This window comes from Pseudomonas sp. FSL W7-0098, assembly GCF_005930585.1.
GTDB classification, from domain to species: Bacteria; Pseudomonadota; Gammaproteobacteria; order Pseudomonadales; family Pseudomonadaceae; genus Aquipseudomonas; species Aquipseudomonas bubulae.
In genome coordinates this window covers 279,286-298,573 of sequence record NZ_RXHW01000006.1, presented here as the reverse complement: position 1 = coordinate 298,573, position 19,288 = coordinate 279,286, and the positions used below count along the sequence as shown (strand labels likewise).

19 protein-coding genes and 1 tRNA gene are annotated in these 19,288 nt (G+C 56.0%); 2 read left to right on the top strand and 18 right to left on the bottom strand.

Going from position 1 to position 19,288, the window contains the following annotated elements:
- Positions 1–66 precede the first annotated feature (66 nt).
- Together FHL07_RS13965 and FHL07_RS23865 are read left to right on the top strand one after the other, a co-directional pair.
- Positions 67–3,357: an AvrE-family type 3 secretion system effector gene (locus tag FHL07_RS13965; RefSeq protein ID WP_238705545.1), complete on the top strand. Its 3,291-nt coding sequence runs from the start codon at positions 67–69 to the stop codon at positions 3,355–3,357.
- A 52-nt stretch (positions 3,358–3,409) separates the two neighbouring features.
- On the top strand, positions 3,410–4,390 hold the full coding sequence (locus tag FHL07_RS23865) for an AvrE-family type 3 secretion system effector (RefSeq protein WP_238705544.1): 981 nt from the start codon (positions 3,410–3,412) through the stop codon (positions 4,388–4,390).
- A gap of 132 nt (positions 4,391–4,522) precedes the next feature.
- On the opposite strand, the gene hrpT is transcribed toward FHL07_RS23865, so the two are convergent.
- The 18 genes from hrpT to FHL07_RS13875 all read right to left on the bottom strand — a co-directional run bounded on the left by hrpT (position 4,523) and on the right by FHL07_RS13875 (position 19,132).
- On the bottom strand, positions 4,523–4,702 hold the full coding sequence (hrpT, locus tag FHL07_RS23935) for an HrpT family type III secretion system protein (protein ID WP_274595698.1): 180 nt from the start codon (positions 4,700–4,702) through the stop codon (positions 4,523–4,525).
- 20 nt (positions 4,703–4,722) lie between these two features.
- Positions 4,723–6,708, bottom strand: a complete 1,986-nt coding sequence (sctC, locus tag FHL07_RS13955) for a type III secretion system outer membrane ring subunit SctC (RefSeq protein WP_238705543.1) — start codon at positions 6,706–6,708, stop codon at positions 4,723–4,725.
- A gap of 35 nt (positions 6,709–6,743) precedes the next feature.
- The gene (locus FHL07_RS13950) at positions 6,744–6,962 is read right to left on the bottom strand and encodes a type III secretion protein HrpF (protein ID WP_095019658.1); all 219 of its coding nucleotides are present in this window, start codon (positions 6,960–6,962) and stop codon (positions 6,744–6,746) included.
- A gap of 21 nt (positions 6,963–6,983) precedes the next feature.
- Complete coding sequence (sctL, locus tag FHL07_RS13945; protein WP_095021224.1) at positions 6,984–7,598, bottom strand: type III secretion system stator protein SctL; 615 nt, start codon at positions 7,596–7,598, stop codon at positions 6,984–6,986.
- Positions 7,576–8,121 (bottom strand): type III secretion protein, encoded by a 546-nt coding sequence (locus FHL07_RS13940; RefSeq protein ID WP_095021243.1) that lies wholly within the window; start codon positions 8,119–8,121, stop codon positions 7,576–7,578. The genes sctL and FHL07_RS13940 overlap by 23 nt, the downstream gene beginning before the upstream one ends.
- Positions 8,118–8,873, bottom strand: coding sequence for a type III secretion system inner membrane ring lipoprotein SctJ (gene sctJ, locus FHL07_RS13935; protein ID WP_138738600.1), 756 nt, complete (start codon positions 8,871–8,873; stop codon positions 8,118–8,120). Before sctJ ends, FHL07_RS13940 begins: the two co-directional genes overlap by 4 nt.
- A gap of 8 nt (positions 8,874–8,881) precedes the next feature.
- Positions 8,882–9,250, bottom strand: a complete 369-nt coding sequence (locus tag FHL07_RS13930; RefSeq protein WP_095003181.1) for an EscI/YscI/HrpB family type III secretion system inner rod protein — start codon at positions 9,248–9,250, stop codon at positions 8,882–8,884.
- A 97-nt stretch (positions 9,251–9,347) separates the two neighbouring features.
- A complete protein-coding gene (locus tag FHL07_RS13925; protein ID WP_095021223.1) occupies positions 9,348–9,575 on the bottom strand; it encodes a hypothetical protein in 228 nt (75 codons plus the stop codon).
- 282 nt (positions 9,576–9,857) lie between these two features.
- The gene (locus FHL07_RS13920) at positions 9,858–10,775 is read right to left on the bottom strand and encodes a sigma 54-interacting transcriptional regulator (protein WP_138738599.1); all 918 of its coding nucleotides are present in this window, start codon (positions 10,773–10,775) and stop codon (positions 9,858–9,860) included.
- 250 nt (positions 10,776–11,025) lie between these two features.
- Positions 11,026–12,090, bottom strand: coding sequence for an FUSC family protein (locus tag FHL07_RS13915; RefSeq protein WP_095003178.1), 1,065 nt, complete (start codon positions 12,088–12,090; stop codon positions 11,026–11,028).
- Positions 12,091–12,214: 124 nt separating this feature from the next.
- Entirely contained in the window at positions 12,215–13,315 is a 1,101-nt protein-coding gene (gene ychF, locus FHL07_RS13910) for a redox-regulated ATPase YchF (protein ID WP_086798695.1), read from the bottom strand.
- Between the two features lie 23 nt (positions 13,316–13,338).
- On the bottom strand, positions 13,339–13,923 hold the full coding sequence (pth, locus tag FHL07_RS13905; RefSeq protein ID WP_016781749.1) for an aminoacyl-tRNA hydrolase: 585 nt from the start codon (positions 13,921–13,923) through the stop codon (positions 13,339–13,341).
- A gap of 166 nt (positions 13,924–14,089) precedes the next feature.
- On the bottom strand, positions 14,090–14,677 hold the full coding sequence (locus FHL07_RS13900) for a 50S ribosomal protein L25/general stress protein Ctc (RefSeq protein WP_095003177.1): 588 nt from the start codon (positions 14,675–14,677) through the stop codon (positions 14,090–14,092).
- 139 nt (positions 14,678–14,816) lie between these two features.
- Complete coding sequence (locus FHL07_RS13895; RefSeq protein ID WP_019825119.1) at positions 14,817–15,758, bottom strand: ribose-phosphate pyrophosphokinase; 942 nt, start codon at positions 15,756–15,758, stop codon at positions 14,817–14,819.
- Positions 15,759–15,803: 45 nt separating this feature from the next.
- Positions 15,804–15,878: transfer RNA gene (locus tag FHL07_RS13890), tRNA-Gln, on the bottom strand.
- Positions 15,879–15,915: 37 nt separating this feature from the next.
- The gene (ispE, locus tag FHL07_RS13885; RefSeq protein ID WP_370688637.1) at positions 15,916–16,776 is read right to left on the bottom strand and encodes a 4-(cytidine 5'-diphospho)-2-C-methyl-D-erythritol kinase; all 861 of its coding nucleotides are present in this window, start codon (positions 16,774–16,776) and stop codon (positions 15,916–15,918) included.
- 1 nt (position 16,777) lies between these two features.
- Positions 16,778–17,404 carry a lipoprotein insertase outer membrane protein LolB gene (lolB, locus tag FHL07_RS13880; RefSeq protein WP_095021221.1) on the bottom strand — a complete coding sequence of 209 codons (627 nt, stop codon included), beginning with the start codon at positions 17,402–17,404 and terminating at the stop codon, positions 16,778–16,780.
- Positions 17,405–17,407: 3 nt separating this feature from the next.
- Positions 17,408–19,132: a tetratricopeptide repeat protein gene (locus FHL07_RS13875; RefSeq protein ID WP_130871981.1), complete on the bottom strand. Its 1,725-nt coding sequence runs from the start codon at positions 19,130–19,132 to the stop codon at positions 17,408–17,410.
- Positions 19,133–19,288 lie beyond the last annotated feature (156 nt).

The following is a 19,288-nucleotide window of genomic DNA, read 5'->3' as shown; positions in this document are numbered from 1 at the left end:
GGGGCAGGAACCGGGCGCTATTACATGGTCACTCACTCTTCATCAGCCAGTCAGAGTTGAGCAGTCATGGACGTCAATTTTTTTGAACCCGCAAAGCCAGCGCCGTCAGAAATGCGCGGCACAGCCTCCCCGAACACTTCTGGCCCCACCGAATCGGTGCAAATGACCGGTTTTCGTCATTATCAGCAGCCCTCTCTGGCATTCAGCGCCAGCCTGGTTGAAGGAAAAGTCGTGACCCAAGGCTCGTATGTGGGCCAGGACATTGCCGCCCAACTGAATCAGTTGTCCAGGCCGTTCAAGCAAGATGCCACTTACGCAGGCCCTGCCCGGAACCTGCGAATCAGGGACGACAAATTTAATGTATTTCATATCCAGTCCACCCCTGCGGCCGCTGCAGTACTTAAAAGCAGTCTTCCCCTGAGTTTTTACCCGTCGCCCCCGATCAATCCCGGGCGTGCCCATCTGGGGCAGATAAGCGGTGTGCAAACAACCGCCGAAGGCGGCCAGTTTCGTGTGGTCGAGCAACGCCTGTACCGGTTAGAAGCACAGACGCTTCGTTGGTTGCCCGACAAGGACGAGGCCCGATACAGCCGTATTGGCTTGAGTGCTCAAGGGCAACTGATGAAAGTGCCGCAGGGGGTCGCAGACATGAGCATTGATGGTAAAACGCAGGCGAGCCTTGAGGGTTTCACGCTAAAAATCAGCCGCGACACAGCCGATGCTGCTCTTTGTCTTGTTCCCGTCAACGAGTCGGGTAAACCGGTGCAACTGGCGCATCTGGGGCTGGCGGGTGATGTGCTGTACGCCTCGACACCTCAGGGTGAGTTTTTGTGCGCGAACCTGCGCAATGCCGAAGACGGGCAATTGGTCATGCGCCCTGAACCACTCGATAATCTTGAGCAGCTGCATCAGGGTGCAGTCAGCATCAAGGGCTTTATGCATGATGATCAAGGCCGGCTCAACGCCCTTGTCCTCGACTCCCGCCGCCAGTTACACAGCACCCCTTTGAGCCATGGCCCTGATCAGGCATCGGGCTGGAACCTCAGTGATGTGATCCTCAGAGTGAACGACACAGGTTTGCCCGAGCCAGGGCTGCAGACACTCGCCGGTAGTGTGGACCTTGGGCCGCGGGGCAAGGTTGCGCTTGAGGGCAACACATTGCTGTGCTGGAACGAGCGCTCACAGCAATGGGATAAAAGCGCTCACCACAATGTGGAGCGACTGGAGCGTGGCCTGGATGGTCGCGCTTATGTATTGCAAGGTGCAGAGCTGAAAGCGCTGGCAATCCATAAAACGCGGGATGCTGCGTACAGCGGTGCCAGTTATGACCTGACACCTGTTAATGATGCTCATGCCCATATCAACCTTGGTGGCGCCATGGTTGAGAATAACGAGCGAAAGATCACCGGTTTTGCTATCGATAACGCCAGGCAATTTGTAACGCTTGATGCTGAAAACAAGCTGATTGCCCACGTCAACGGAAAGGCCAGGGTCTTGACCTTTACCCGGCCTAAAGAGCTTGTGGCGCTGGCACTTGACCGTCAGGGAGATCTGTATGCACAGACCGGCGCCGGCGAACTGCTCAAGCTCGACAAGGCTCACTGGCAAACCCCTTGCACCTCAGCGCTCACCTGGACTCCCGTGCCGGTGCCGGACAATGCGCCGGTCAAGTCGTTGCGTATGGGAGCAGGTCAGCAATTGATCGTCAGCTGGGGTGAAAACAATGCGCAACAAAAAAGATGGGGTGAACACTATCGGCAGTTGATTGTTTCAGCGGATGGCGACCCGCAATGGAAACCTTTAACGGCACACTCAAACACCCCCGCGAGATCACTGGGTACGGTGTTGGGCAACGCTGAGTTGAAGAGTCAGGACAACGGCACCTCCTGGGCCGTGACCTCCGATTGTTTTGGCCACAAGACTGAAGCCCTGTCGGTTGATCGTGGGGTTATTAAAAGTGCTTTAGCCCATTTTCATCCTGTTCAGGGGATCAAGAATATCGGCCTTGGTATCCAGCATGATGTTAAAGGGCGACGCGGGCTGGCAGACCTCTACGCGGATGTGCGGGAACTGCAGGGGCTATTGCGTACGCTGGCGAGCGTGACACCCCGTACGATGGATATTTCAAGTCGCCTTGACCGCCTGGGCGAGGGCAAGCCAACCCAGGCCCTGGCCACAAAACTCAAGCATTTTATGAGTCAGGTAGAAGAGTACAGCGTGCAATTGGCCAGGCGATTGGGCGACATCAAGGGAGCCCGTGTGATCCCGGATTATCTGCCCACAACGAGTGGCAAACCCACTGAAGGCTCAGCGAGCAACCTGTCCCGAATTCGCCAGTCCTTCGAGAATATGGGGTCTTCAAAGTCTGATATCACAGCGGCCTTGCTGCGCAGTTACGAAAAACAGGGAGTTTGTTTGTCGTTGCACGACGCTGGCCTGAAACGTGATTTGAGCAATTCGACCGGGCTGATCGAGAGCGATTTGATTCAGCACGCCCGCACACTTTTCAGGCTGATCAAACTGGTCGATCGGCTGGAGGGTAAAGCGCCTGATCAGGCCGAAATAACAGCCCGCCTGGAGAGTGCGATAGAGAACTATCAAAACAGCCCGGTACACAAGAAAACATCGCAGAGCATCAATGGATTGAAGCAGGCAGAAACGCTCTATAACAACTTCAAATTGTTGGCCAGGGACTTGGGTACCCCGGGATCAGCGCTCAATTTTCATATAACCACTACCTTGGGGCTCAATCCACAAGAGACGGTCAAGCAGGCTCTGCTTCAATGCATTCAAAAGTCTGAAAGCGGCCAGTCAGTTGCATCGAGCCGGAGCAAAACCTTATCGGCATCCCTGTTCTTACTTCCAGTCCCGTTGCTTGAAATCATAGGGGGTGTTTCAAGAGACAATACCAACGGCATAACGCTGACTCGAACCGATCAGGGGGTCAGCGTTGACATCAATATGGGCACTGGCCATACCGTCACTGGTTCTGTAGGCGTCGGTAACATGTTGCTTCCCTCCGAGGTGCCACTCGAAGGCCGGCTCAGGGTAGGGGCTGAGACTACATTGGCGTTGACGCATGAAAACGAGCAAAGCGTCAGCTTTGATATCAGGGAGGCAGATTTTCCCGCAATGATGGCCATCCTCACCGGGGAGAAAGGGAACGTTTTCGACTTGCTGGATCTTGGCAGCAATCACAAGAGCGGCACGAGCTCGAAAAATGCTTTGGACTTGAGTGTTTCCGCTCATGTGCAGCCCCGCTTTCACATGTTGATGCCGGAAACCTCGAATACACCTGGTGGCCTGGTACGTACTATGGTGAATGCGGGGGGGGGGGCTTCAACTGTTTCATGTTGAACAACGCAGCGCTGTCGTCTTGGGGCAGGATGAAATAACCCGGGCCCAAAGCGTGAATACCCAATGGTTAGCCAGAGGCAGTGCCTCTTTAGGTATGGCGCCGGCCAATGGCGCCTTGTGGACTCAGCTCGGTGCCGATGGACCTACGTGGGTGCCGTATATCACGAGTGATTCTTCGTTCACCCTGGGGTTTGATCGCAGTGTTGCCCGCAGCATGCGTTTTACCTTCAAGCAGCCTGCTGTGATCGATCAGGCGCAAGTCAATGGATTACGCGATGCCTTGTCCCGGCATTCTGCGCCACTCAAGCAACACCTGACCTCGTTTGCAGCACAGGGCCCACTGGTGGAGCAACTGCAACATCTGCATCGTCTCTTCATTCAGCTACCGTCACCCGCTACCCGTTCTGAAGAGCACCATGCCCTCAATGAACAGCTGCAAACCTGCCTTCACCAGGAGGCGCTGGCCGCACAAGGTCGGCGAGCACTCAAATCAGTTGAAAGAACGGTTTCCTATGTGGGGGTAAAAGGTGGCCCTGACCATGAGTGGCTGAATGACGCTGCGCCTGCTAACAAGGCGGCAATTCTCCGGCTGTTTGCCCAGCAGCCACAATTCGAGCGGATCATCAACGACCTGGAAAGCAGCCAGGGCACCTCGGTAGTGATCAGGCTGGAGGTCAAGCCGAAGGTGCTGCGCATGATTGACAATCAGATAGGGGATGGGCCTAACGCCATAAATGATGTGCAAAAGGCCCTGGAAAACCCGGACAACCTGCGGATTAAAAACTTGGCTGTAAGCTATACGGCAACTAGAACCGACGCTATGAAGACCCCCATTCCTCTTGTGGCCTACTCCAGCAGGGCAGCCTTGAGCAATTCCTGCAAACTCCTCAACATTGAGTTGAAATACGGTATGGATCAGAACACTCCCTTGCGCGTTGAGTTCAAGGATACGTTGCCCTCGGCTCGTATTCGGGAGCTGAATCCCGAGCAGCTTGACCAAAAGATCCGGCATGGCCGCAGCCCTTTGATGTAATGACAATACCGGCCTGGCTGATAATCAGACAGGCCGGTACATGGGGGTGGGGGCTAAGACTCTGCGCAGGATTGGATGCGTGGGTTTGAATGTCTTCAGATCACCGGGGCAATGGGTCGTTGCACGGTTGATCTAGGGTTCCAGAGGCACAACGTGATGGTCTGAACGTTCAGCATACGAGCCTGTATCTGTACGCATGTGTGGTGGCCACCAGATCACCAGCGTCCTGGCGCTGGAGGCCGGGCGCGCGCACAGGTCTGTACGGCAATCCGAGGTGCAGCCTTGCAACAGTCCAGCCAGGGCCGCCGCCATGGCAACTGCGATCAGCCGAGTCATGGCGCGACCTCCAGCAATGATGGCCGAGACACGCTTGATTGTTCGTCGGGCTCGGGTGCTCGTGTCGCGATAAACACCTCCGCACGTTCGCCGGGCGCCAGCCACGGAGTCGGCCAGACACTCACCGCCAGGGTGCCGGCAGTGCTGCAATCACGTTCATCGACGCGCACCCGGCTCTGGCTCTGGTTGTGCAATACCAGTACGGCCACGTTGTAGTCCTCACTTTCGTACCACTGATGACGCTCGGTATCGACCTTCAGAGACGTGAACGCTTTGCACAGGCTGCCCGTCCGGGTCGGCATCGGCATCGCTGTGAACCGGCCAGGCACGTGGCCCGTGACCAGTTGACGGAACACCCGGGTAATATCGGAGCGCTGAATCACTGGCTGCTTCGCATCACGCCGTCTCAATGGGGTCAGCGCTGCCTCCAGTTGCGCCTGATCCGATTGTGGCAGGTAGCGGGCAGGGTTGGTCTGGTCGCCAATCAGGCGGGGTGTCAGGATAAACAGCCGCTCACGGCGATTTTTAGTGTTCTGCGTGGACGAAAACAGCAGCTTGCCCAGCCAGGGGATATTTCCCAATACGGGGACTCGATTGCGGCTGTCGACCTCTTCAGCGACATGAAAACCGCCGATGACCAGGGATTGTTTTTCGTGGATCACTGCCTGGGTACTGATGTTGCCTTTGCGAACATCCGGTGTGGAATGCTGCCCTGTGTTATCGGCAAAGGTGCCGTCTTCGATATCGATGATCAGGTGAATCTGATTGGCGCCACTGGCTTCGATTACCCGGGGTATGACCTGGAAACTGGTGCCGGTGGTGACCGGCATGATGTTGGCCACGCCCTCACCGACGGCCTGGATATATTGCGTGCGATTGAAATCGATAACAGCGGGCTGGTTTTCCAGGGTCATGATCGAGGGGTTGGATACCACCGTTGCCAGCCCGCGGGCTTCAAGCGCCTTGATCTCGGCTGCAAAACGGTCAGCCTGGATCATGGACACGGTTGTCGGGGAAGTGCCAGACAACCCAGTAGCCATCCCGAAACGGCCGCTCTGAAAGCCCCATTTCGTCCCCAGTTCGTTGAGTTGGGTGCGGTTGATATCGAGAATCACGGCGTCTATTTCCACGAGTTTGCGCGGGACATCGAGCTTGGCGATCAGTGCCTGATAGAGCGTCCCGCGTTCGCTGGCGTCGTAGATCAACACGCTGTTGTTACGTACATCGGCCTCCACGCGGATGGCGTTCAGGCCTGATGATTTCAAATCGGCGGTGAGCGCGGGCAGTGGTGGATTGCTTGAATAAGGCATGGGGGAGGCCGTGCCGGATACTGGCGAGGGGCCGGGGGAGGGAGCAGCGAACGGGCTCGATGACTTGGTATCGAGCAACCCGCGCAACAAGCTGGCGATACCGGGCACACTCAGTTTTTCGCCCCGATAATCGATCTGCCGGTCTGCCGCATTGGCGAACTGCAGTGTGAAAGTCAGCACATCCTGTTTATTGGCGGGTTCTGCCCGTTTGCGACTGAACTGCCTGATCTGCTCGATATAGCGTTTGGGCCCGGACACCAGTACCACGCCGATATCCGGCAACTCGCCCCAGCCGAAACGCTCATCCAGCAGGCCTATCCGGGTCAGGGCCTGCTTCAGATCGGCAATGGTATCGTCCGCAACTTCAAGGCGGCTCGTGGTCTGCTGGTCAAGCGAACTGATGTAGAGCGTGTTGTTATGCACAAACCACTGGAAACGGTGTTCCAGTGCAAGCCGCTCCATTAAACCGGTGAGCGTGTCGGCGCGTAGCTTGCCGTTTACGACGCCTTGAAGCGCGCCATCAATCTGTAGTTGCAGGCCCACGGTATGGGCAAAGGCCCCTAGAAAATCAGGCACTGACAGGTTATTGGCTTCATGGGCATAAGGCGTTTTTTGCCACTCCTGTGGAACGGCGGCCATCGCCCCGTTGGCTAGCAAAAAAAGAGCTGGCAACAGGGTCCGTTGCAAGGAGTGCTTGAACCTGAGCATCACTGCACGGCATCAATAATGCTTTTGGTCAGGCTGTGCTTGAATCGGGTTTGCTCGTTGATCGAGAAACTGGCAATGGCCATTTTTTGTGAAGCGTCGAGGAAGCGCTGCATGTCTTCGGGGCTTGCTTGATTGTTCAGGGCGATCTCCTCCAGTTTTTTTTGGGCCTGGATAAAGCGGGTGTCAATGCGACGCTGAATGCTTTCGAACGAAGCCATAGAACCTCCATCAGTCAATACTCACCACTCAGTGGTAGCTCCTGCCGGATCAGTTCCATCAGTGGTCATGGGGATCAGCAGCGCCTTGAGCGTTGTGGCCCAGTCAATGCGCAGGTCGTGTTGCGCAGTGACCAGCACCAGAGCGAAGGGGTCGAGGCGTTCATCTGCTTGCAGTTGCCATGCGGTATCCGGGCGGGTGCTTAGCCACTGCCGTACAGGTGCAAGCATCTGTGGGTGGCAGCGCAGGGTTGCATTCAATGGCGGGCATTGGGCTGGCAGCAGTTGCGCCAGCAAGGCATTGATTCGCATCTGTGGCGGCACCTCACCGAGCAATCGCTCCAGAGCCTGATTGACCACTTGCGAGGCGCTGGTTTCAATCGCTTGGCACAAGGCGCCATGTTCCTGTTGCCAACGCGCCAGATGGGCATTGGCCTGTTGCCAGAATTCGCTGTGGGCCTTTTGCAGCAGCGTTTCGGCAGCGTTTTCAGCGTTGCTCAGCAGTTCGTCTGCCTGGGCACGTGCCTGGGCCAGCACCTCATTGGCCAGGCCGCAATCGATCAGGTTCTGGCTGCTGATCAGTACCTGGGGCAGCCCGGTTGCGCCTGGCTGCAGCTCAATCGTGCGGCGTGTCAGCATGGTTGTGCCCCTCGTCGCGGGGTCGTGTGTGCCACAACACTGTTTGCCAGAGCGTTCGGAGTTTGGCCGGTGAAATGGCCGGCACCGGTTTTTGCTCCAGCGTTTCGATCCGTGCAGGGGCAAAGCGCAGTCGCAACCTCTGCCAGACCGGTGGTTCGAGCCATGCTCTGAGCAGTTGCAAGGGATCGTCGGCGGGCTCGAGCCAGTCCTGCGTGTGCAAAGCCCTGGCAAGGCGCTGGCACCACAAACGCTGCGTGTCATCCCGTGCAGCAGAAGGTGTAGTGCGGCAGATACGCTCGACCCTTTGCAGCAACGCGTCATAGTGCGCCGGTTGCGCCAGTGCCAGCTGCATCAGGCTGGTTGTGGGCGCACAGGGCAGGCAGGGGGCGATACCCAAGCTCTTGCTGGCGCCTGCATGCTGGTTGCGCAGCAAGGCGGGCGATGCGTCAAGGATCTGCCAGTGCGGATGAGCGTAGCGCCATGGCAAGGCCCACCACTGTACCCAGGCATCAATGTCATTCATGCAGAGCCCTTTTTGCGCAGCTTTAACCATACAACTGGCGTAATGATTGCCAGCAGGCACCCTGTCACCAGTGCAGCGAACAGGCTTTTCCAGAACCCCAGGTCTTGCTGCGGCACCAGAAAAGGTCCGAAGAACAGCAGTTGCTGGTTGTCCTGAAACGCGGCGGCAAGAACAAAAACCGTGGTTATTTTGTGCGGGTTGTCGATTGCCATTGCCATGCCCGGAATGCTGCTGGCAACCATCCGCCGTACCCGCGACTGGATGCCGTCGGGGTCCAGTCTGGCATCGTGTTTGATAAACACCGAAGCGGATGCGGGCTGCACGGCCTCACCTGGCGCCACACGCTCGGGCAGTACCACATGCACGCGCGCGACTATCACCCCGTCAATGCTCGACAGTGTGGCTTCAAGCTCTTGTGACAGCGCATAGATGTAACGGGCGCGCTCCTCAAGTGGCGTAGAAATGACACCTTCCTTGCGAAAAATATCACCCAGTGTGGAGCGCTTTGTTCTGGGCAGGCCAGCCGCCGACAGCGAGTTAATCGCCCGGCTGATAGCTTCTGTTCTGACACGAATGGAAATGCCATTTTTATCGGGGACTTTTTGAGCGTGGACCTGTTTTTCTGCCAGTTCTGCAATGACTGCATTGGCCTCCTGTTCGGAGAGCTGGCTGTGAAGCACCACGCTTTCACCACAACCGGTGACGGCCAGCACGAGCAGGAAACACACGCTCTTGATCAGGCGCGCTGCCATGCGGTTACCTAAGACAGATTGGTGAGTTTTTCGATGGCTTGTGACGTCTTGCTGATCATCTTGGCGCTCAGCACGGTCTCAAGGTGGAGCGCCGACAGGGCCCGGGTGGATTTGAGCATGTCGAGGGGGTCGGTGCTGGTACTGGCTTTTTGCAGGGCCCTTGCGGCGGTACTCGACAGACCCGCTAAAAGTGCAGAGCGCTGTTTGAGTGGGTGGCTGGTCAATTTATCGGATATCTCGGTATTGGTTGCTTTAGTTGCCGTGGCAAGCAAAGAGGCGTTGAACCAATGGATATCGGCCAGTTCGGGGGTGTTCGAGGGTAGTTCAGAGGCACTCAAGACGGCCTGGGGGAGCTTCGAAGGAAAGTGGGTTTTCATTTGAAACCTCAAGCTGTGAGTTGTAGTTGCATGCTTGTGTGGCTGCACGCCCCGATTGGCCGGATGCCCCATTCGAGATGGGGCGGTATGAATAAAATTAGTACGAGATGGCCTTGGCACCTGCAAAGATTGCATTCATTGACTTGCTACTTGAGTCCATTACTCCGGCGGCTATGCCGTTTCTCGTGTCAACTCCCGTTTTGTGCATGGCGGCCGCGGCGGCTTTCCATTCCTGTTCGCGCGCAAAATTCTTTTGCGCTTGGAGTGGGTCGTCGCCAGCACCGCGCGCCATTCCTGCAAAGAATCTAACTATTTCTGTAAACATACTCTTTATCCTCTTGGTTTTCTCAGGAAGGTCAGAACGAGATTTTATTATTTATATATATGTTCGTAGGCGAAGGGTCGATGTTTTTGGTGTGAGTATTTGCCGGGTTTGCAGGGGGCATTCTTGTGTTTCCAAATCCGCCAAGCGCGTTGAGGACCTGGCTCGCAAAGGGCATTACAAGTGAAAGTAAAGGGAACATGTATGTGCCTCTGTGGTTCGGTATTGGGAGTGCAACAGAACGTCTGTTCGCTATTTAAGTGTCGATATCCATGTGGGAACTACTCAGTAAATGTCTAATTGTTTCATTCGGTGGTACAGCGTGCGCTTGGCAATCCCAAGTTCGATTACCACAGAATCGATACAATTAAAGTGGCGTCGCAAACAATCTGCGATCAACTGCTTTTCTATTTGTTGCAGGCGCATTTTTAAATTTAGAATTGTGGATTCATGTTCACAGGAAGAGGTATCCAGCGGGGGTAGCCCGAGCACAAAGCGCTTTGCTGCGGAGCGTAACTCCCTGACATTGCCCGGCCAGTCATGACAGATGATCTGTTGTAGCAGCGCAGTGTTCGGTACTGGTATGGATGAGTTGAAATGCCGGGCCTCACGCTGAATAAACTCCATAAACAAGGGGGTAATGTATTCGCGTCGTTCTCGCAAAGGCGGCAAGTGCAGGTTCACGACATTCAGGCGATAGTACAGGTCGCACCTGAAATGACCTTGTGCCACCAACTTCGCAAGGGAGGTTTGGGCCGAGGCAATCACACGCATGTCCACAGGGATGAATGTTGTCGAGCCCAATCGCTCAACACCACGGGTTTCCAGAACGCGCAACAATTTGGCCTGCAAAGCCAGCGGCATGCTGTCTATTTCATCCAGGTACAGAGTGCCTTTATCTGAAGCTTCTATAAATCCTGCACGTGATTGCAGGGCGCCGGTGAATGCGCCTTGGGTGACACCAAACAACTGGCTTTCCGCCAGACTCTCGGGGATGGCCGCGCAATTGAGTGCAATATAACGACCACGGCGCCGGGATAAGGTATGCAGATGCTCGGCCAATGTATCTTTGCCTGTGCCTGTTTCACCATGAATCATTATGTCGATATTTTGTGCTGCCGCATTTCTGACAGTAGCGTGAAGTTGTGTGTCATCGGAAAAATATAGGCTTGAAGGCTCTTTGTCCGGGCGAAAGGATCCCATTGAATATACTCCGGCGCCATGTTTTTTTGGTAGGGGAAATTCGCAATGTTAAACAGGTATAAACAACGCTTTTTATTTTATAGTTTGAAGGTGTTGACGGTTTAAACCAAGGCCTGAACTGGCCGCCTGTCGAGAGCTAAAACACATAGACACGGTAAGGATTAGTATTTATTGGCGTAGGGATAGCGTGCCTTACCTCCATGGATCGAACTTCGTGGAGGTAAGGGTAAACGGGTATTTATTCGTATTTTTATTCAGGGTTTTTTCTGCTATCGCCCTGAGTCGTAAATCCGAAGGTCAGAAGGGCGCTTTCAACGGTGCTCAAGTGCTGCATGCACAGCTGCCATGGTGCTGACACAACATCGGCCGATTCATCGCCGGCTACGGGGATGAGTACCGGGTGTTCATCGTCGCTGGCGATCGAGGCGCACCCTGAAGCAACGTTTGCCAGCCGTTCGTGGAGGGAGGACGGTGCCGGGCCCTGTTCCTTGCGCAAGGCATCGGCAAAGGCTTCTGCAAACAACAGGGAGCTGGCGTATAAACGCACGGCGTGGCGCTCGTAACGGCTGGCAATGTCTTTGACTTCCCGTGATACAAAGCGCCCGCGCAAGGTCCAGCGGGCGGTATTGCGGGCCATGCTGATGCCGTTCTCCAGGGCAATAAGGCTGTCGTGGGCCCTGGAAAATATCTGCACGGCATTTTGAGCCTTGGCCGCATCTTGTCCTTCGAGAGCTTGCAGGCTTTTACCGAATCCCGACGCCAGCTTTTCGAGCAACTCCTTGGCGGAGCTGTCGATAATGCCGATCGGGTTGGGGGTCAGCAGTATCTGGCTGAAAACCAGCCCGACGCATGAGCCCACGACCACATCAAGCATCCGTACCACGCCAGCACTTTCCGGGCCTACGGCCAGCATCAGCACCGCCGATACACCGGCCTGGATGGGCACCACGGCCCCCAGGCCATAGAGTGCCGCGATGGCGATGGCAGAGAAGGTGGCAAAGCCAATACGCACCAACGGGTAAGCATCCGGCAACCACAAGGCGGCTTCGCCTACGATGATCCCGGTGGCGACACCCACCATCAGGCCCACCGCTTGCTTGCCATGACTGGGCAGGCCTGGAGCCAGGCACACCACGGCACTGATTGCGGCAAACACGGGGTGTATGTGACCGAAAAAATGCCGGGCGATAATCCACGCCAGTGCGGCGGCAATGGCTGAGGCCAGGGCGTCTCGCCAGCCCAGGGACCAGCGGGCCTTGATTTTTTCGACTATGGGGTCGGTATAGCGGCTGAGGAATTTGGCGCGGGGAATCATTGAGGCTCCCGATCATGAGGTGAGATGGCGTTAACCATAGACCGTTGTTGCGCCCCGGAGTGCGCCACAAACGCCAGGCCAAAAAAAACCGCGCCTGGGCGCGGTTTTTTATACGTGTGCTGTATTACACGTTGAAACGGAAGTGCAGGACGTCACCGTCTTTAACGATGTATTCCTTGCCTTCCAGACGCCACTTACCGGCTTCTTTCGCGCCCGCTTCCCCGTTGAACTTGATGAAATCGTCGTAGGCGATAACTTCAGCGCGGATAAAGCCTTTTTCGAAGTCGGTGTGGATCACACCGGCTGCTTGAGGGGCGGTCGCACCTACTTTTACTGTCCAGGCGCGAACTTCCTGCACGCCGGCGGTGAAGTAGGTTTGCAGGTCCAGCATTTCGTAACCGGCGCGAATCACACGGTTAAGACCAGGCTCTTCAAGGCCCAGGGCCTCCAGGAACATGTCTTTCTCTTCGCCGTCATCCAGCTCGGCGATTTCTGCTTCGATCTTGTTGCAGACCGGAACAACGATCGCGCCTTCTTCTTCAGCGATAGCCAGCACAACGTCCAGCAACGGGTTGTTCTCAAAACCGTCTTCAGCCACGTTGGCGATGTACATCACCGGCTTGGTGGTCAGCAGGTGGAAGCCTTTGATGATGGCTTTCTCATCTGCGTCCATGTTCTTGATCAGGCTGCGTGCCGGCTTGCCCAGGGTGAAGTGGGCGATCAGCTGTTCCAGCAGGGCTTTTTGGGCTACGGCTTCCTTGTCACCGCCTTTGGCATTGCGCGCGACTTTCTGCAGTTGCTTTTCGCAGCTGTCGAGGTCGGCGAAGATCAGCTCAAGGTCGATGATTTCGATGTCGCGTTTTGGGTCAACGCTGTTGGAAACGTGAATAACGTTTTCGTCTTCAAAGCAGCGGACCACGTGAGCGATGGCATCGGTCTCACGGATGTTGGCCAGGAACTTGTTACCCAGGCCTTCACCTTTCGATGCGCCAGCCACCAGGCCCGCGATATCAACGAACTCCATGGTGGTCGGCAGGATACGCTGTGGCTTGACGATGGCAGCCAGCGCGTCCAGGCGTGGGTCGGGCATCGGCACGATACCGGTGTTCGGCTCGATCGTGCAGAAGGGGAAGTTCTCGGCCGCGATACCGGACTTGGTAAGGGCGTTGAACAGGGTGGACTTGCCGACGTTAGGCAGGCCGACGATGCCGCAGTTGAATCCCATGGTGTTTCCCCTCGGAAAAAGAGTCAGGCCTTCTGGCTGTGCAGGTTTTTCATCGCACGGTTCCATTCCCCGGCGAGGATATCCGGCAGCACGCCGAGGGCAAAATCGATGCTGGCATCCAGTTTTTCCTGTTCGGCGCGTGGCGCACGACCGAGGACAAAGTTGGACACCATGCTGGCGACGCCCGGGTGGCCAATGCCAAGCCGCAGACGGTAGAAATCTTTGTTGTTCCCCAGTTGCGCGATGATGTCGCGCAATCCGTTGTGACCTCCGTGGCCGCCGCCCAGCTTGAGCTTGGCAACGCCTGGCGGGAGATCGAGTTCGTCGTGGGCCACCAATATGGATTCCGGCGCAATGCGGTAGAAACCGGCAAGCGCCGCAACGGCCTGGCCGCTTCGGTTCATATAGGTGGTGGGAATCAACAGACGAACATCCTGACCCTGGTGGCTGAAGCGCCCGGTCAGGCCAAAATATTTGCGGTCTGCAACGAGGTTTACCCCATTGGCTGCCGCGAGACGCTCAACAAAAAGGGCCCCTGCGTTATGCCGGGTCTGTTCGTATTCGGTGCCTGGATTTCCCAGGCCAACGATCAGTTTTATGGCGGTCACGACAAGGGCCCTTCTATGGAGTTGTGGATAACATCGCCGCTAACGGTTAGCGGCGAAAACGGACAAGAAAGCGGGTTTACGTGAGTAAACTTCGCGATCTTGTCCGCTTTACTCGCTGCGTGTTAGCTCGCGATGTTTCTCAAGACTCCAACGACAGAGTAATGAATTACTCTGCTGCTTCTGGTGCAACACGTGGAGCGTGAACGTTGGCTACTGCCAGGTCGTTACCGTGTGCCAGAGCTACGAACTCAACGCCTTTAGGAGCGGTGATGTCCGACAGGTGAATGATCGAGCCGACTTCAGCGTTAGCCAGGTCAACTTCGATGAATTCAGGCAGGTCTTTTGGCAGGCAGGAAACTTCGATTTCCGCAACAACGTGGGAGATCTCGCCGCCTTTCTTGATCGGAGCCGCTTCACCAACGAAGTGAACCGGTACGATTGCAGTCAGTTTTTGACCAGCAACAACGCGTACGAAGTCAGCGTGCATCACGTGGCCTTTAGCCGGGTGACGTTGCAGAGCTTTGATGATCACGTTTTGCTTAACGCCGCCAACGGTCAGTTCGATAACGTGGCTGTAAGCAGCTTCGTTTTCGAGCAGTTTGGCAACTTCTTTAGCCAGCATGCTGATGGATTCAGGGGCTTTTTCGCCACCGTAAACTACAGCTGGAACCAGGCTTGCGAGACGACGCAGGCGGCGGCTCGCACCTTTCCCCAGGTCGGAACGCACTTCAGCATTCAGAGTAAAATCGTTCATGTTGTATCTCCAAAATAACCACATCCGCCCTGGCGTTTGCGACCAGCGCCATGGACGGTATGGGCAAAAAAGCCCCGCCCCAACGGATTGCTGGGGCGGGGCGCTTTTCGTCAGCAGAAGTCCTGAAAGGGCAGGGCCCTTATCGGAACATCGCGCTGATCGATTCTTCGTTGCTGATGCGGCGAACCGCTTCAGCCACAACCGGTGCGATATCCAGTTGGCGGATACGCGAACAGGCTTGTGCGGCAGCGGACAGCGGGATGGTGTTGGTCACCACCAGCTCATCCAGCATGGAATTTTCGATATTCTCGATTGCCCGACCCGACAGCACAGGGTGTGTGCAGTAGGCGAACACTTTGGAAGCACCATGCTCTTTCAAGGCTTTAGCCGCGTGGCACAACGTGCCGGCGGTATCGACCATGTCATCAACCAGAATACAGGTACGCCCTTCGACATCACCGATGATATGCATCACTTCAGAGTGATTGGCTTTCTCACGGCGTTTGTCGATGATACCCAGATCGACGCCCAGGGATTTGGCAACAGCACGTGCACGCACGACGCCGCCGATATCCGGGGACACAATCATAAGGTTCTCAAAGCGCTGATCTTCGATGTCATCCACCAAAACTGGGGAGCCATAGATGTTATCTACAGGAATATCGAAGAAACCCTGGATTTGGTCAGCATGCAAATCAACCGTGAGAACACGATCGATGCCGACTACGGTAAGCATGTCAGCAACAACTTTTGCGCTGATAGCCACACGTGCGGAACGCGGACGGCGATCCTGACGGGCATAACCAAAGTAAGGAATAACAGCAGTAATACGAGTCGCTGAGGAGCGGCGGAAGGCATCAGCCATCACGACGAGTTCCATCAGGTTATCGTTGGTCGGAGCACAAGTCGGCTGAATGATGAAAACGTCTTTACCGCGGACATTTTCATTAATCTCAGCGGTAATTTCGCCGTCGGAAAACTTGCCGACAGAGATGTCACCGAGTGGGATATGCAGCTGACGTACGACACGCCGAGCCAGATCGGGGTTAGCGTTCCCCGTAAAGACCATCATCTTGGACACGCGCAGTACCTGAAGGCTGAGGGTAACCTGGATGAGTATAAGAAATGGCAGGGGCGGCTGGATTCGAACCAACGCATGGCAGGATCAAAACCTGCTGCCTTACCGCTTGGCGACGCCCCTGTATCTGTTGCTACGAGTACCGTGTACCCGTTTCCTTTTACAAATTTTGCAGCTTGCGATGCAACATCGAAACGTTGCTTCCTTTTGCTACAAACCCTGTAAGGGTCTCTGTAAGAAGGTGCAGCACTTTATCAGCATCTGCTTCGTTTGGGAAGGCCCCAAATATACAACTTCCAGTTCCAGTTAATTTTGCTTCGGTATATTTACCTAACAAATTCAAAGCGTTACGTACTTCTGGATAACGCTCCTTCACTACTGCTTCGCAGTCGTTTCGGCTGTTTCCCTTGGGAACGGGGCGCACTTTAATGGGCAAAGAGTCACGTGTCAACAACGGATCTGAAAATATTTCTGCAGTACTTACAGATACTTGCGGGACAAGCACCAGATACCAGGGTTCTTCTGGCTCGGCAGGCGTAAGAATTTCGCCGACACCTTCAGCAAATGCGGCGTGGCCACGAACGAAAACCGGGACGTCGGCCCCAAGAGTCAGGCCCAGCGCTGCCAGCCGGTCTTCATCCCAGGCCAGTTGCCAAAGATGGTTGAGCGCGAGCAGTGTGGTGGCGGCATTGGAACTGCCGCCACCGATGCCGCCGCCCATGGGCAACACTTTTTTGATCCAGATATCGATCCCCAGCGGGCAAGCGGATTGTGCCTGAAGCTTTTTTGCGGCCTTGACGATCAAATTGTCGTCATGAGCAACACCGGGGAATTCGGTGTGCAGGCAAATGATTCCGTCGTCACGCACGGCAAAGGTCATTTCATCGCCGTAGTCGAGAAATTGAAACAGCGTTTGCAGTTCGTGATAGCCATCTTCGCGACGACCGAGAATGTGCAGCATCAGATTAAGCTTTGCCGGGGAGGGCAAAACCAGAGTGTTTCGATTCAGACGGTCTTGCATCTTATTGACCCAACAAGCGAGGTTGCCAATCTTTAACCACGAGCGTGACATCCAGATCCGGGCCGTGCAGCTTGACCCGCTCAGGCAGCCAGAAGCCGTTTTGCTCGACATAGCTCAAATATTCGATTTTCCAGCCGTCCTGTTCCAGGTTGGCCAGGCGGCTGTCACCATTCAATGTTACCCGGCTTTTGCTGCCGGGCGCAGGCAAGCCGCGTACCCACCAGACCAGATGTGACACTGGCAGGCTCCAGCCCAATTGTTCGCCCAAAAGCGCTTCAGGGGTCGGTGCTTCATAGCGGCCCTGATTGGCCACTTCCAGAAGCACGCTGCCCGGGCGCCCGGTCAGGCGAGCGGCTCCGCGGCCCAGCGGACCGGAAAGGCGTATGTCGTAATAGTCCTGGCGCTGCAGCCAGAACAGCGTGGCGCTGCCCGATTCTTTAGGGGCGCGAATGCCGACTTTGCCGCTGATTTGCCAGCCGTCGAGCCGGGTCAATTGCTGTTTGTGGGCTGACCACAGGGCAGGGCTGCCGTGGCCTTCTACGGATTCGCGGGCGCCGAAGCCCGCGCAACCGGCGAGCACGGCAATCAGGCTGAAAACCACGAGATGGCGCAAGTGACGATAAAACATGAGTTAAAGAGTCTCTGATCCGGTCAGGCGCAAAATGGTTTTGCGCAGAATAGGGCTGTCAGGATTTTCTTTAAGAAAAGTGCCCCAGATTTTTTTCGCTTCACGCTGCTTGCCATTGGCCCACAGCACTTCGCCCAGATGAGCGGCTACTTCCTGATCAGGAAAACGCTCCAGCGCCTGGCGCAGCAAGCGTTCGGCCTCATCCAGATTGCCAAGGCGATAATTCACCCAGCCCAGGCTGTCGAGCACAGCAGGGTCGTCCGGGTTCAGATCGTAGGCTTGCTGGATCAGCGCCTTGGCTTCCGTGTAGCGAGTGGTTCGATCCGAAAGCGTATAGCCCAGGGCGTTCAATGCCATGGCGTTGTCAGGTTCACGCTTGATGATGGCGCGTAAATCCCGCTCCATCTGATCTAGATCGTTACGTTTCTCGGCCAGCATGGCGCGTGAATACAGCAGGTTGAGATCGTCCGGGTATTGCTTGAGTGCTTGTTGCAGCGTGTTCCAGGCGCGATCGGTCTGGTTGTTCGCCGCCAGGGTTTCGGCTTCTATCAAGTACAGCTGGATGGCGTAGTCGGGCTGTGCACCACGGGCCGAGGCCAGTTTTTTCGAGGCTTCGGCGCCGCGACCATGGCTGATCAGGATGTCCGCCTGGCGCAGTTGTGCGGGCAGGTATTCGCTGCCGGGACCTACCAATGCGTACTCAACCAGTGCGCCCTCGGGATCATTGCGTTCTTCGGCGATGCGGCCCAGGTTCAGATGCGCCGAGTCGACATGGCTGTCGCGCTCGATCAGCTCTTGCAGATAGCCTTCGGCTTCGTCCCAGGATTTGCCTTCCAGGCAAACCAGTGCCAGCGAGAATCGCAGCTCATCGTCTTCGGGGTATTGCTCCACCAGGCTGGCAAACTGCACTTTTGCCTCGGTCATGCGGTTCTGCTCGACCAGGGTGCGCGCATAGGTCAGGCCCAGGCGCTTGTCATCGGGGTACTGGCTGACGCTTTTTTTCAGCAGGGGCAACGCTTCATCGCCGCGGTTGAGGCTTTGCAACAAACGGGCGCGCAACAGAATCGGGGCGACTTCGCCGTTTTGCGGCGGGTTCTTTTCCAGTAGCTTCAGCGCGCCTTCGGCATCACCGTCCTGTTGCATCAACAAGGCCTTGCCGAAAATCAGCTGACCGTTGTCCGGGTGCTTGGCCAGCAGGCTGTCAAAACTTTTTTGCAGACCTGCCCGGGTATCCGCATCGGTTTCTATGGCCGCCAGGGCCAGGAAATCGAAGTGAGTATCACCCTTGGCCTGCAGGACTTTTTCCATGTAGACCAGGGATTCGTCATAACGGCCGTTGCGCGCCAGCTGAATGGCCGCAGCACGTTGCGCCTCGATATCGTCCGGGGCGTTTTTCACCCAGATCAGCGAGGTATCCAGTGCGGCCTGGTCGGCGCCCAGATACTCGGCGATACGGAAAGCGCGTTCGGAAACTCCCGGATCCTGCGTGTTGATCGCTTGCGTCACGTAGTTATCGAGGGCGATATCCAGACGATTGCGCTGGCCGGCCAGCTCGGCGCTCAACAGGCTGTACAGCGTGTCTTCGCTGAACGAACTGTAGACCGTGGGTTTTTCCGGGGTGGAGGAAACGTCTTCTGCCGCGGATGAGTCATCCGGGGACGTGGGGGCCAGAGCCTGGCAGCCACTGAGAAGGACGAGAGCGAGGAGCAACGCGGAGGATCTATTCATATAAGAGATGGGCGACTTACCTGCGGTCTGGGCATCATGACACATGCAATGGTGCAAACCATAACAGGTGCGACTATCGATATCCGGGGCTGATGATGTGTTCAACAGACGTTAACTATAGAGACAATAGTCAGCAATGGTTGTTCTGAATCTGGC